At 71.6% G+C, this 12,715-nt stretch carries 10 protein-coding genes and 1 pseudogene; 8 read left to right on the top strand and 3 right to left on the bottom strand.

The window, feature by feature from the left end:
- The first annotated feature begins 5 nt into the window (after positions 1 to 5).
- From ABZT02_RS16865 to ABZT02_RS16855, 3 genes are all read left to right on the top strand, one after another.
- A complete protein-coding gene (locus ABZT02_RS16865) occupies positions 6 to 1,139 on the top strand; it encodes an acyl-CoA dehydrogenase family protein (RefSeq protein ID WP_356018576.1) in 1,134 nt (377 codons plus the stop codon).
- A 97-nt stretch (positions 1,140 to 1,236) separates the two neighbouring features.
- Positions 1,237 to 2,109: an acyl-CoA dehydrogenase family protein gene (locus ABZT02_RS16860; RefSeq protein ID WP_356018574.1), complete on the top strand. Its 873-nt coding sequence runs from the start codon at positions 1,237 to 1,239 to the stop codon at positions 2,107 to 2,109.
- 509 nt (positions 2,110 to 2,618) lie between these two features.
- Complete coding sequence (locus ABZT02_RS16855; protein WP_356018652.1) at positions 2,619 to 3,080, top strand: ATP-binding protein; 462 nt, start codon at positions 2,619 to 2,621, stop codon at positions 3,078 to 3,080.
- A 317-nt stretch (positions 3,081 to 3,397) separates the two neighbouring features.
- Here the strand turns inward: ABZT02_RS16855 and ABZT02_RS16850 are convergent, their stop codons facing one another.
- Positions 3,398 to 4,324: a cyclase family protein gene (locus ABZT02_RS16850; protein WP_356018573.1), complete on the bottom strand. Its 927-nt coding sequence runs from the start codon at positions 4,322 to 4,324 to the stop codon at positions 3,398 to 3,400.
- A gap of 85 nt (positions 4,325 to 4,409) precedes the next feature.
- On the opposite strand from ABZT02_RS16850, the gene ABZT02_RS16845 reads away from it, so the two are divergent.
- The 4 genes and pseudogenes from ABZT02_RS16845 to ABZT02_RS16830 all read left to right on the top strand — a co-directional run.
- Positions 4,410 to 5,276, top strand: coding sequence for an SDR family oxidoreductase (locus tag ABZT02_RS16845; protein WP_356018572.1), 867 nt, complete (start codon positions 4,410 to 4,412; stop codon positions 5,274 to 5,276).
- 109 nt (positions 5,277 to 5,385) lie between these two features.
- Positions 5,386 to 6,537, top strand: coding sequence for an acyl-CoA dehydrogenase family protein (locus ABZT02_RS16840; RefSeq protein WP_356018571.1), 1,152 nt, complete (start codon positions 5,386 to 5,388; stop codon positions 6,535 to 6,537).
- Entirely contained in the window at positions 6,537 to 7,586 is a 1,050-nt protein-coding gene (locus ABZT02_RS16835; protein WP_356018570.1) for a Zn-dependent alcohol dehydrogenase, read from the top strand. Before ABZT02_RS16840 ends, ABZT02_RS16835 begins: the two co-directional genes overlap by 1 nt.
- A 75-nt stretch (positions 7,587 to 7,661) precedes the next feature.
- A pseudogene (locus ABZT02_RS16830) lies at positions 7,662 to 8,819 on the top strand (MFS transporter); the annotation flags it as partial.
- Positions 8,820 to 8,831: 12 nt separating this feature from the next.
- Here ABZT02_RS16830 and ABZT02_RS16825 read toward each other — a convergent pair.
- Positions 8,832 to 9,926 (bottom strand): helix-turn-helix domain-containing protein, encoded by a 1,095-nt coding sequence (locus tag ABZT02_RS16825; protein ID WP_356018569.1) that lies wholly within the window; start codon positions 9,924 to 9,926, stop codon positions 8,832 to 8,834.
- A 71-nt stretch (positions 9,927 to 9,997) separates the two neighbouring features.
- Between ABZT02_RS16825 and ABZT02_RS16820 the strand changes: the two genes are divergently transcribed.
- Positions 9,998 to 11,305, top strand: a complete 1,308-nt coding sequence (locus ABZT02_RS16820) for an MFS transporter (RefSeq protein ID WP_356018568.1) — start codon at positions 9,998 to 10,000, stop codon at positions 11,303 to 11,305.
- Here ABZT02_RS16820 and ABZT02_RS16815 read toward each other — a convergent pair.
- Positions 11,302 to 12,672, bottom strand: a complete 1,371-nt coding sequence (locus ABZT02_RS16815; RefSeq protein WP_356018566.1) for an SMI1/KNR4 family protein — start codon at positions 12,670 to 12,672, stop codon at positions 11,302 to 11,304. The genes ABZT02_RS16820 and ABZT02_RS16815 overlap by 4 nt on opposite strands.
- Positions 12,673 to 12,715 lie beyond the last annotated feature (43 nt).

Raw genomic sequence — 12,715 nt, 5'->3', positions numbered from 1 at the left:
CCGTCATGGATCTCGCCTACACGCCGGAAGAGGAGGAGTTCCGGGCGCGGCTGCGCGAGTGGCTCGCCAAGGTGCTCCCCACGCTGCCACCGAAGCCGTCCCCGCAGGACTGGCCCGGACGCAGGGCGTACGACCTCGGCTGGCAGCGCATGCTCCACGACGCCGGGTACGCGCACGTGCACTGGGACGCGTCGCCCACCACGCGGCTGATCTTCCTGGAGGAGACGGAGACCGCGGGCGCGCCCTATGTGGGCGCCGGGTTCGTCGGACTGCTCCACGCGGGCCCGACGATCGCCGCCGAGGGCACGCCTGAACAGCGGGAACGCTGGCTGCCGCCGATCCTGCGCGGTGAGCAGGTCTGGTGCCAGGGGTTCAGCGAACCGGACGCCGGGAGCGACCTCGCCTCGCTCCGCACGCGCGCCCGCAGGGACGGTGACGACTATGTGGTGAGCGGGTCCAAGATCTGGACCTCGCACGCCGAAGTCGCCGACTGGTGCGAGCTGTTGGTGCGCACGGATCCGGCGGCGCCGAAACATCGCGGGATCAGCTGGCTGGCCATGCCCATGTCCGCGCCCGGTGTGGAGGTGCGCCCCCTGCGGACGCTCGCCGGGTCCGCCGAGTTCGCCGAGGTCTTCCTCGACGAGGTACGGGTGCCGGTGGCGAACCGGGTGGGGGAGGAGAACGACGGCTGGCGCGTGACCATGGTGACGTTGTCCTTCGAGCGCGGGACCGCCTTTGTGGGCGAGGTGGTCGCCTGCCGGCGGGTGCTGGGTGAACTGGCCCAGGCGGCACGGGAGAACGGGTGCTGGGACGATCCCGTGCTGCGGCGACGGCTGGGGCGGCTCAACGCGGAGTTCCGGGCGCTGTGGCGGCTCACGCAGTGGAACGTGAGCGAGGCCCAGGCGAGTGGTGGGGTGCCGGGGGTGGGGGGTTCTGTCTTCAAACTCCGGTACTCGCATGCGCGGCAGGAGCTGTACGACGCGGCGGCGGAGGTTCTGGGAGCGGAGTCGCTGGACCTCGAACAGCCCTGGGTGCTGGACCGGTTGTCCTCGTTGTCGTACACGATCGCGGCCGGGACCTCGCAGATTCAGCGCAACATCGTGGCCGAGCGGCTTCTCGGGCTGCCGAAGGGGCGGTAGCGGTTGAGTGCCGGTTGCGGGTTCGTTGTGGCTGGTCGCGCAGTTCCCCGCGCCCCTAGGTCGGCCACCGCAGCCTGCGTCGAGAAGGGGCTGTGACATGCGGTTTCAACTGTCTGTTGATCAGCGGGCCTTGCAGGTTGCCGTGCGGGAGTTGTTCGCTCGCCGGTTCGACGGCGAGGCACTGCGCGCTGCCGTGGACGCACCCGGGCTGGATCGGGTGCTGTGGCGGGAGTTGGGGGCCGCCGGGTTCTTTGCGCTGCGGGTGCCCGAGGCGGACGGGGGAGTCGGACTGGGGTTGCCGGAGGCCGTGTTGGTCTTCGAGGAGGCCGGGCGGGTCCTGTTGCCGGGGCCCCTGGTGGCCACCCATCTCGCGGCGGGTGTGGTGGAGGGGGCGGCCGAGGGCGAGGTCGTCGTGGCGGACGTCGACCGGGACGGGCTCGTGGAGTGGCTGGACGCGGCTGACGTCGTGCGCGGGGAGGTCGCCGGGGCCGTACCCCTGACGTCGGTGGATCCGCTGACACCGTTGCATCGGGTGCCCGGGGTGTCAGGGGCCACCGCCGATCCCGTCGCCGTCCTCCTCACCGCCGCCGAGCAGCTGGGCACGGCCACGCGCACATGTGAGCTGGCCGTGCAACACGCTCGGACGCGGGAGCAGTTCGGGCAGCCGATCGGGGCCTTCCAGGCGGTCAAGCATCTGTGCGCGCGGATGCTGGTGCGGGCGGAGACGGCCCGGGCCGCGGTGTACGCGGCCGCCGTGACCGCGGACCCGGTGGACATCGCCGCGGCCCGGCTGCTGGCCGACGAGGCGGCCGAGCAGGGTGCCCGGGACTGCATCCAGGTGCACGGCGGGATGGGCTTCACCTGGGAGTGCGAGGTGCAGCTGCATCTGAAGCGGGCCTGGGTGCGGGGCCGGCGGTGCGGCGGCGGTGCGGAGAGTGAGGAGTTGCTCGCCGTCGATCTGTTGGCCTGAGGTGCCCGCGGCCTGCCCGGTCTCCCGCGCGTCCGGAGCGGATGTCGCGGATTGTGGCATACCGGAATCACGGAGCGTTGATATCGGGTTGTGTCCTATGTGTGACTCGTCACGTCCTGGAGTCGGCGGCCCGCTCGGGTACCTTGTGTGAGATGCGAGTGGTTCCGAGCATGAGCCATGCCGGTGTTGCCGATGAGGCGGCCCCGGACCCGGCGATGCGCGCCGCTGCTCGCAGGGCGGAAAGGGCTGTGTCCACCGCCTGTTCGACTCTCCGCGGCGAGCGTCGCACAGTATCTCGCACGGGTAATCCTTCGCGCTGGAATATGCCCGAAGCGCTTGTTGGCGTGACTGTAGGTCAACCATGCTGTCCTGTAAGGGATTCACGTTCTGTGATCCCGGCTTTGGTCATTGTTCTGGTCATGCAAAAAATGGCTACGATCGTGGCCCTCGTGAGGCGCGAGGCCATGTGCCCGCCGGTTCGGATGGTGTGAGCGGTGCAGGTGCTTCAAGTGCAGCTGGAGATCCGGCCCGACCCCGCGGAAGTGGGGCGAGCCCGGCGGTGGGCCCGTTCTCGGCTCGCCGTATCCGGGACAGGGGTCGACGAGTCACTCGCCGAGATCCTGATCCTGCTCGTGTCCGAACTGGTCACCAATGCCGTGGTGCACACCGGCCGTCCGGCCGTCCTGCGGCTGTCCCTGCCGGGTGCCGAGGCGGAGTCGGCCCCCGTCCGCCTGGAGGTCGCCGACCGCAGCGGCCGGGCCCCGGTGCCGCGCTGCGTGGACGGTGACGCGACCGGCGGTCGCGGCCTGGCGCTTGTCGACGGGCTCGCGGACCGCTGGGGCTGGAGCCCCGAAGGCGCGGGCAAGAGCATCTGGTGCGAACTCGACCGCTGCGAGCGGCCGCGGAAAAGCACGGAGGCCTACGGCATCGAGGCCTCGGCCTACGAGGGGCTGGCGTTCGAGGCGGTGTGACCGGCGCACGGTCGCAGGGATCGCCCTCACCCCTTCCTCGGTGCGGGGCGGTGCGCCGGGACGTGCATCCGTGCGCGGTCGTGGCAAATGGGTCGTAAGTAATAAATCCCCGTGCGGGTGTTGACGCAACGTGTTCGGTTGATGACGCTGGTGGTCAGCGATTCGCCGCGAGGGGACGCCGAGGGTTTCGGTGACGGAAGCCCTCGACGAGTGCGGATCGTGACGCGGTGTCGATTTCCTCAGGGCGGAAGGAAGTCGATGACGGCGGCGCGCGATGCCGTGCTCGGGGCGGACCTGCGCGCCGCCGGCCGACCTCCTCACAGAACGGCCACCGGGGCCACGGGCGTTCCGGTACCGCCGACGAACGGCTCGGGCATCGCCGACAGCAGGAACGCGTACCGGCCGGTTTCTCCACAGGCTGTGGACAACTCTTCCAGGTTCCAGTTCTGGCCCTGGAGCATCCCCATCTCCACCAGGTCCAGCGCGTGCACCGGCAGCCACAGGTCCTCGATCTCGGGCGGGAAGATCTCGAACGTGAGCGTGTCGTTGGCGACCGCGGCCACATCGCGCGCGTGGAACCACTCCGGGGTGCGCACCGACAGACCCGGCGACGGATAGGCGTACGCCTCCCTGTCGCCGGCGAGATACACCTGGATCTGCCCGGTCCGTACGAGCACGACGTCCCCGGCGCGCACCCGCGTGCCCGCGAGTTCCTCGGCGGCCTCCAGGTCCTCGGGGGTCACGGCGTGGGCTCCGTCGAGCCGGTCCACGCCCCGGGCGCGGGCCACGTCGAGCAGCACCCCGCGCGAGACGACGTACCGCGCCTTGTCGATACCGCCGAACTCGGCGCCGCCGTGCGGGGTGATGGTGCCGGCCGGGCGGCCGTTGTAGAGCATGCCGGAGTGCGAGACATGGGTGAGCGCGTCCCAGTGGGTGGCCGCCTGCAGGCCCATGGTCACCGCGTCGTCGCTGCACGCGACCGTCCCCGGACCGAAGATCTCCTGGTTGATCTGCACCATCGCGTGCAGCGGGTTCACCCGGCCCGGCATCATCCCGGTCTGCACACCGTCCTGCCTGAGAGGGAGGGCGACGGGGACGCGGCGGCCCGTGCGGACGGTCGCGGCGGCCTCGCGGACGACCTCGTCGGTGATCAGGTTCAGGGTGCCGATCTCGTCGTCGGCTCCCCAACGGCCCCAGTTGTTCACGCGCTTGGCGATGTCGTGGAACGCGGCCGGAAGTGACATCGGGCCCTCCCCGGGGCTTGTGTCCGCACATCTGACGGGTCATAAAATCTAACGGTCCGTCAGAAACCGCGGGAAGGGGCCGGGCGTGGGGAACTTCTTGGCAGGCAGGGTCGTCGCCGTGACCGGCGCGGGACGGGGGATCGGGCGGGCGGTCGCACTGGCGGCTGCCGCCGAAGGGGCGCGGGTCGTCGTCAACGACTACGGCGTCTCCGTGGACGGGGCCTCTCCCGCGAGCGACGTCGCCTCGGGTGTGGTCAAGGAGATCGAGGCGGCCGGCGGCGAGGCCGTCGCCGTGGCCGACGACATCTCGACGATGGCGGGCGGGCAGCGGGTCGTCGATACCGCGCTGTCCTCGTTCGGGCGGCTCGACGGTGTTGTCTGCGTGGCCGGGATACTTCGTGAGCGGATGTTGTTCAACATGTCCGAGGAGGAGTGGGATCCGGTTCTCGCGACCCATCTGAAGGGGACCTTCACCGTCTTTCGGGCGGCTTCCGCCGTGATGCGGCAGCAGCGGGCGGGAACGCTGATCGGGTTCACCAGCGGAAATCACCAGGGGTCGGTTTCGCAGGCGAATTACAGCGCGGCGAAGGGCGGGATCATTTCGCTGGTGCGGAGTGCGGCGCTCGGGATGCACAAGTACGGGGTGACCGCGAACGCGGTGGCGCCGGTCGCCCGTACGCGGATGTCGGCGAACGTTCCGTTCGAGCTGACGGAGATCGGGGAGCCGGAGGACGTGGCCGCCATGGTGGTCTATCTGCTGTCCGAGCGCGCCCGGGAGATCACCGGGCAGGTGTACACCGTGGCGGGGGCGAAGATCGCGGTGTGGGCGCAGCCTCGGGAGTTGCGCGCCGCGTACGCCTCCGGCGGGTGGACGCCCCAGTCGATCGCGGAGTTCTTGCCGGGGTCGGTGGGGGTGGATCCGATGCCGTTGCTTTCGGGGCCGGGCGCCTAGTGGGTCGGGGGTTCTTGTTGTGGGGCGGCTGCGGGTTGTTCGTGGCTGGTCGCGCAGAGCCCCGCGCCCCTGGGTGGGATACCGGGGCCGGTGTGGAGAGGAGACGTTCGTGGACTTTGGATTCGGTGACGAGGATGAGGGGTTCCGTTCCGAGGTGCGGGAATGGCTCTCCACCCATGCTGATGGCTCGCAGGACCGTCGTACCTGGGAACGGACCCTCGGGAAGTCCGGGTGGATCGGGCTGGGTTGGGGTGAGTCCGGATACGGGAATCGGACGGCCACGCTTACCCAGCAAGTGGTCTGGGCGGAGGAGTACGCGCGGTCGGGGGCGCCGGCGCGGTCCGGGCACATCGGGGAGAAGCTCCTCGCGCCGACCCTCCTCGCGCACGGCACCGACGAGCAGAAGGCGCGGTTTCTTCCTCCCGTCGCCGCCGGGGAGGAGCTGTGGTGTCAGGGGTACAGCGAACCCGGGGCGGGGTCCGACCTCGCCGGGGTGCGGACCAGGGCCACGCGTGCCGGGGACGGGACGTACCGGATCAGCGGGCAGAAGATCTGGACGTCCCTCGCTCACGAGGCGGACTGGTGCTTCGTCCTGGCCCGGACCGACCCGGAGTCCCGTCGGCATCACGGGCTGACCTTTCTCCTCGTTCCCATGGACCAGCCGGGGCGCATCGAGGTGCGGCCCATTCGGCAGATGACCGGGACCAGTGAGTTCAACGAGGTCTTCTTCGACGGGGCACACGCGCGTGCGGAGCATGTCGTCGGGGGCGCGGGGCAGGGCTGGCGGGTGGCGATGAGTCTGTTGGGGTTCGAGCGCGGGGTGTCCACGCTGGCCCAGCAGGTCGGGTTCGCCCAGGAGTTGACCCGGGTGGTGCAGGCCGCCGTACGTACGGGCGCGGTCGCCGATCCGGTCGTCCGCGCGCTGCTCGTGCGGCAGTGGGCCGAGCTGCTGACCATGCGGTGGAACTCCCTGCGGACGCTGGGGGGTTCGGGGGATGCCGGGGCCGCCAGTGTGGCCAAGCTGCTGTGGGCGGGCTGGCATCAGCGGCTCGGGGAGCTGGCGATGCTCGTGCGGGGGGAGCAGGCCACGGTAGGGCCTCGGGAATGGTCCTCTTCCGCGCCGTACGAACTCGACGAGCTGCAGCATCTGTTCCTGTTCTCGCGGGCCGACACCATCTACGGCGGCTCGGACCAGGTCCAGCGCACCATCATCGCCGAGCGCGTGCTCGGTCTGCCCAGGGAACCCAAGGGGGTCGTCTGATGCGCGGCGTGCTGTTCGACGGGAGGCAGGTCCAGGTCGTCGACGATCTGGAGGTGCGGGATCCGGGGCCGGGCGAGGTACAGGTCGCGATCTCGGCGGCCGGGCTGTGCCACAGCGACCTGTCCGTCGTGGACGGGACCATTCCGTTCCCGGTCCCGGTGGTGCTGGGGCATGAGGGCGCGGGTGTGGTGGAGGCGGTGGGGGAGGGGGTCACGCATGTCGGGCCCGGTGACCACGTGGCGCTGTCCACGCTCGCCAACTGCGGTGCCTGCGCCGACTGCGACCGGGGGCGGCCGACCATGTGCCGCAAGGCCATCGGACGGCCCCAGCGGCCCTTCTCGCGCGGCGGGGAGCGGGTGTTCCAGTTCGCCTGCAACTCCGCCTTCGCGGAACGGACCGTGGTGAAGGCCGTGCAGGCGGTGCGGATCCCGAAGGACATCCCGCTGCCGTCCGCCGCGCTCATCGGGTGCGGGGTGCTGACCGGGGTGGGAGCCGTGCTCAACCGGGCCCGGGTGGACCGGGGGGAGAGCGTGCTGGTCATCGGGACGGGGGGCATCGGGCTCAACGTCATCCAGGGCGCGCGGATCGCCGGAGCGTCACGGATCGTGGCGGTGGACGCCAACCCGGCGAAGGAGGCGGTGGCCCGGCAGTTCGGGGCCACGGACTTTCTGACCTCGACGGACGGCGTGCGGGAACTGCTGCCGCACGGGGTGGACCACGCCTTCGAGTGCGTCGGCCGGGTCGAACTCGTCCGTGCCGCCGTCGACCTGCTGGACCGGCACGGCCAGGCGGTCCTGCTGGGAGTTCCGGCGGCGGGCGCGGAGGCGTCCTTCGTCGTCTCCTCGATGTTCCTCGACAAGGCCATCCTCGGCTGCCGCTACGGCTCCTCGCGACCGCAACGGGACATCCCGCTGTACGCGGACCTCTACCGGCAGGGACGGCTCTTCCTCGACGAACTGGTCACGGAGACCTACCCGGTCCAGGACTTCGAGAAGGCGGTGGCGGACGCGGAGGCGGGACGGGTGGCTCGGGGGGTGCTGACGTTCTAGCGCGGGGTGCGAGGTTTTCCACAGGCCCTGGAAAACCCTTGGGGCGTTGTCGGTGCCGGGCCCTAACTTCGACGCATGACCTACCGTGACGTCGCCTCCCCACAGGTCCTGGTCTGGGCCTGCACGTCCGTCGGCGCCCGTATGCCGGTGGCGATGGCTCCGCTGGCCCTCGTCTTCCTGGTGCGCGAGAGACCAGGAGGGTATGCGCTCGGGGCGGTGCTCGCGGCGGCCTATGTGATCGGCGAGATCGTCGGCGCCCCGGTGCTCGGGATGCGGCTGCGGCCCGAGCGGCCCCGGCCCCATCTGGCGGTGGGGCTGGCGGTCGGCGCGGCCGGATTCGCGGGCCTCGGACTCCTGCCCGACGCGCACCCCCTGCTTCTGGGCGCCTTCGCGGTCATCGCCGGGGCCGCCCCCGCCGCCGTGACCGGCGGGCTGCGCGCACTGCTCACCGAACTGGTCCCGGAGCGGGCCGTGGCCCAGGCGCTGTCCACCGAGTCGATGCTCAACTCCGTCATCTGGGCCGTCTCCCCGGCCGCCGTCACCGGCCTCGCCCTCCAAGTCGCGCCGCGCGTCCCGCTGTTGCTGGCCGCCACGCTGATGGCGGCGTCGGTCGCGGGGCTGTGGCTGCTCCCGGCCGGCTGGAAGGTGGACGACTCGGGCGGCGGGGCGTGGGCAGGCGGGTCGTTGCCCCGCCTGCTGCTCGCCGCCTGGCCGGTGTACGTCATGGGCGCGGCCAGCCTCAGCCTGCTGGGCCTCGCCGAACTCGTCCTGCCCGCCCTGCTCGAACAGCGGGGCATCGGCGTCGGCTGGTCAGGACCGCTGCTGACCGGGCTGGCGGTGGGCGCCGGACTCGGGGCGTTCCTCTACGGCCTGCGCACCTGGCCCGGTCTGCTGCGCACCCGCAGTGTCGTGCTGATGTGCGGCACCTCGGTGTGCGTCACCCTCATCGCGCTGATACCGAACATCGCCGGGATCGCGGCCGCGCTCGCCGTGGGCGGCCTGCTCCAGTCGGGCGCGCTGCTCACCCGCAACCTCGCCCTGCGTGAGGCGCTTCCTCCCCGTGCGTTGGCGGCCGGCTACTCCGTGATGTACGCGGCGGCCGGCGCGGGTTACGCGGCCACGGGTTCGCTCGCCGGGGCCCTGCTCGAGGTGACGGTGCCGTCCAGCGCCGTCCTGGCCGGAGTGGCGCTGACCCTCGCGCTGACGGGGCTCGGCTGGTGGGGGGAGGTGCGCCGGACGGGGAGCTCAGTGCGGGGTGCCGACGTCGTCGTAGGGCCTGGAGGTGTCGTCGAGGCTCCCGATCCCGGCCCCGGCCCCGATCCCAGCCCCGGCCCCGGCCCGGAACGTGCGGCGGTACGCGGTCGGGGTGACGCCGAGGGCTGTCTGTAGGTGCTGGCGCATGGACTGGGCGGTGCCGAAGCCCGCGTCGTGGGCGACCTGGTCGATGGAGAGGTCGGTGGACTCCAGGAGGTGGCGGGCGCGTTCCACCCGTTGCTGGGTGAGCCACTGGCCGGGGCTGACGCCGACCTCCTCGCGGAAGCGGCGGGTGAAGGTGCGCACGGACATGGCCTCCTGCTCGGCCATGTCCCGCAGCTGGATCGGCTCGTGGAGGCGGCCGAGCGCCCAGGCGCGGGCCGAGGTCGTGGTCGACTGCTGGGGGTCGGGGACGGGGCGGTGGATGTACTGCGCCTGCCCGCCGTCGCGGTGCGGCGGTACGACGGTGCGGCGGGCCACGTCGTTGGCGACCGCCGTGCCGTGGTCCTGGCGCACCATGTGCAGGCACAGGTCGATGCCGGCGGCGACACCCGCGGAGGTCAGCACGTCACCGTCGTCGATGAACAGGACGTCGGGGTCGACCGTGACCTGCGGGAAGAGCTCCTGGAGACGGTCGGAGTCGGCCCAGTGCGTGGTGGCGGGGCGGCCGTCGAGGAAACCGGCGGCGGCCAGGACGTAGACGCCGGTGCAGATGGAGGCGAGCCGGGTGCCGGGGCGGATGTGGGCGAGGGCGGCGGCCAGTTCGTCGGTCAGCACGCCCTGCTCGAAGACCGGGCCCAGTTCGTACGACGCCGGGACGATCACGGTGTCGGCGGTGGCCAGGGCTTCCGGGCCGTACTCGACCTGGATGGCGAAGTCGGCGTCGGTCCGCACCGGGCCCGGCGGGCGGATCGAGCAGGTGACGACCTCGTACAGGTGACGTCCCTGGGTGTCCGTGGGGCGGCCGAAGATCCGGTGCGGGATGCCCAGCTCGAAGGGGAGGACTCCGTCCATGGCGAGGACGACCACGCGGTGCGGGCGGAACTCCGGAGCACGCGACTCCAGGTCACGACGGTCTCGGCTCATGGCCCGATCCTAACGAATGCTGTCCTTCGGGCCAATGGATTCGAGGCGGCGCAGGACGGAAGCTCTATGTCGTGACCCAGACAACCGCAGCCGCCGTCCAGGCCTCCCAGCCGGAAAAGCAGCCCGCCCGCATCCACCGCGCCTGGTTCGTGGCCGCCGTCACCTTCGTGACGATCATCGGCGCGGCCGCCTTCCGTTCCCTGCCGGGCCTGCTCATCGACCCCCTGCACCAGGACTTCGGCTGGTCACGCGGCACCATCAGCGCGGCCGTCTCCGTCAACCTCGCGCTGTACGGCCTGACCGCGCCCTTCGCCGCGGCGCTGATGGACCGTTTCGGCATCCGGCGGGTGGTCGCGGTCGCGCTGACCGTGATCGCGATCGGCTCGGGCCTGACCGTGTGGATGACGGCCGCCTGGCAGCTGATGCTCTACTGGGGCCTGCTCGTCGGCCTCGGCAGCGGCTCGATGGCGCTGGCCTTCGCCGCGACCGTCACCAACCGCTGGTTCACCGAGCGGCGCGGCCTGGTCACCGGCATCCTCACCGCCGCCTCCGCCTCCGGCCAGCTGATCTTCCTGCCGGTGCTGTCCTGGATGGTGGAGAAGCACGACTGGCGCCCGGCCGCGATCACGGTCGCCCTCGCCGCCCTCGCGGTCGTCCCCTTCGTCTGGCTGCTGCTGCGCGACCACCCGGCCGACGTGGGCCTGAAGCCGTACGGCGCCGAGGAGTTCGTGCCGAAGCCCGCTCCGGTGACGGGTGCCGCCCGGCGAACGATCACGGTGTTGCTGAAGGCCGCCCGCACCGGCCCCTTCTGGCTGCTCGCCGGCACCTTCGCGATCTGCGGCGCCTCCACCAACGGCCTGGTCCAGACCCACTTCGTGCCCGCCGCCCACGACCACGGCATGCCCGTCACGGCCGCCGCCTCGCTCCTCGCGGTCATCGGCGTCTTCGACGTCGTCGGCACGGTGGCCTCCGGCTGGTTCACCGACCGCTTCGAACCGCGCCGCCTGCTCGCCGTCTACTACGCCCTGCGCGGGGTCTCACTCCTCTTCCTCCCCATGCTGCTGGCGCCCTCGGTCCACCCGCCGATGCTCTTCTTCATCGTCTTCTACGGCCTCGACTGGGTCGCCACCGTCCCGCCCACCGTCGCCCTGTGCCGTGAGCAGTACGGCGACGACAGCGCGATCGTCTTCGGCTGGGTCCTCGCCTCCCACCAGGTCGGCGCGGCCCTGATCGCCTTCCTCGGCGGCCTGGCACGGGACGTGTTCGGCACGTACGACATGGTCTGGTACGCGTCGGGCGCACTGTGCGCGGCGGCGGCGCTGATGGCACTGGTGATCCGGCGCCGACCGGTTACGGCGCCCTTGGCGGCGACGGCCTAGAGGCTGCCCTCCGCTGTCGTCCTGGTGATCCCAGGGCGGTCCCACAGTGCGAGGAGTTCGTCGGCGAGGTCCGCAACCGGGAGCGGGTGGCGTTCGCCGTGGACCGTGATGCCGGCGGCGAGCATGCTGCGGGGGACCGCGTCGGCGTCGAGCAGGACGCGCCACTCCTCGGGGCCGAGCTTCAGGTACTCGAGTCCTTTCAGCTCAGTGATCTCCAGGGGGTCGGCGAGTGTGCCGGGATACGCGCTGAGAGTCCGCAGTCGGGGCAGCCCGACCACGGGGGCCAGGCTGACCGGCTCACCCTCCCAGACGCCGATCGACAGGACTTCGAGCGCGGGGTGGGCGGCGGCCTGGACGCTGCTCACCCCACGGATGTTGACGTGGGCCACGGCGGGTTGCTCGCGCCGGTGGCGCCGACCCTCCCCCTCGCTCTCTCCGTCGAGCACCAGGCCGGTGAGGGAGGCGGCGAGGAGCTCGGCGCCGATGTTCTCCTCGTGGCTGAGCAGGATGATCTGCCCCGTGTGTCCGCGCGGACCCGGCGTCAGGTCGACCGCGAGCCGGTCGCCGCCGCCGTTGTCGCCGAAGACGATCCACCCGGGGGAGCCCACCACCCCTTGCACCGCCGCGTCGGGCGGGGTGACGACCGCTTCCATCGCCGCGAACTGCCAGGGGCACCGCCGGGACGACGCGTCGGCGATGTACAGGCCGTCCAGGGAGAAGAGCTCGCAGCCGACCGCATCGAAGACCTGGTCCGCCTTCTCGTACTTGCTCCCCCAGTCCTCCCGGCGCGCCCGCGTGACCCGGTACAGCACCTTCAGCTCCTCAGGCAGCGGGATGCCCAGGCGGTCCTCCACGGCGGCGATCTCCGCCTCGGTGGCGCCGATCGCGTCGGGGAGCCGCTCGCGGAGCGTCCGCTCCAGCAGCGCGGGGTCGGCAGCAGGGTCCGGTGCGGCCCCGTCCACGGGCTCGGGCAGACGACGCCACGGCTCGGCTACGGCATCCTCGACCAGGAGGATCGACCCCGGATAGGGTCCGCCGATGCCGGGCTCGACGGCGGGACCGGGTTCGAGCAGGTGAAGGACGGCTCCTCCGGCCGGAGCGGCCTCGGTCACGAAGGAGATGGCGGCCAAGCCGGAGTCGGCGAGCGCGGTGCGCACCCGCTCCACTGCGTCGTACTCGTCCTGCATGTCCTCGATCTGCGCGGCCCGGCCGGGCGGCGGGGATTTCCGCCGCAGGGGCACGCTCCATCCGCCGCGGCTGATCTGCCCGGTCACGTAACCGCCCGGCACGGCGAGGCGTTCCGCGTGCTGGGCGTGCAGGAGCCTCAACAGCGGTTCCCAAGTGGTGAATTCGTGGATCGAGGGCAACGGGGGCCTCCGGCCGTACCGGTGATCGGGACGAAGGTGATTA

This window comes from Streptomyces sp. NPDC005402, from assembly GCF_040606575.1.
In the GTDB taxonomy this organism is placed as follows: Bacteria; Actinomycetota; Actinomycetes; order Streptomycetales; family Streptomycetaceae; genus Streptomyces.
Note: the sequence above shows the minus strand (reverse complement) of the source record. Positions and strands in the feature narration are given on the sequence as shown.

Bases quoted from the DNA above. Each gene is read 5' to 3' on its own strand.
- ABZT02_RS16865 (WP_356018576.1), top strand. From the start codon at position 6: ATGGATCTCGCCTACACGCCGGAAGAGGAGGAGTTCCGGGCGCGGCTG.
- ABZT02_RS16860 (WP_356018574.1), top strand. From the start codon at position 1,237: ATGCGGTTTCAACTGTCTGTTGATCAGCGGGCCTTGCAGGTTGCCGTG.
- ABZT02_RS16850 (WP_356018573.1), bottom strand. From the start codon at position 4,324: ATGTCACTTCCGGCCGCGTTCCACGACATCGCCAAGCGCGTGAACAAC.
- ABZT02_RS16835 (WP_356018570.1), top strand. From the start codon at position 6,537: ATGCGCGGCGTGCTGTTCGACGGGAGGCAGGTCCAGGTCGTCGACGAT.
- ABZT02_RS16825 (WP_356018569.1), bottom strand. From the start codon at position 9,926: ATGAGCCGAGACCGTCGTGACCTGGAGTCGCGTGCTCCGGAGTTCCGC.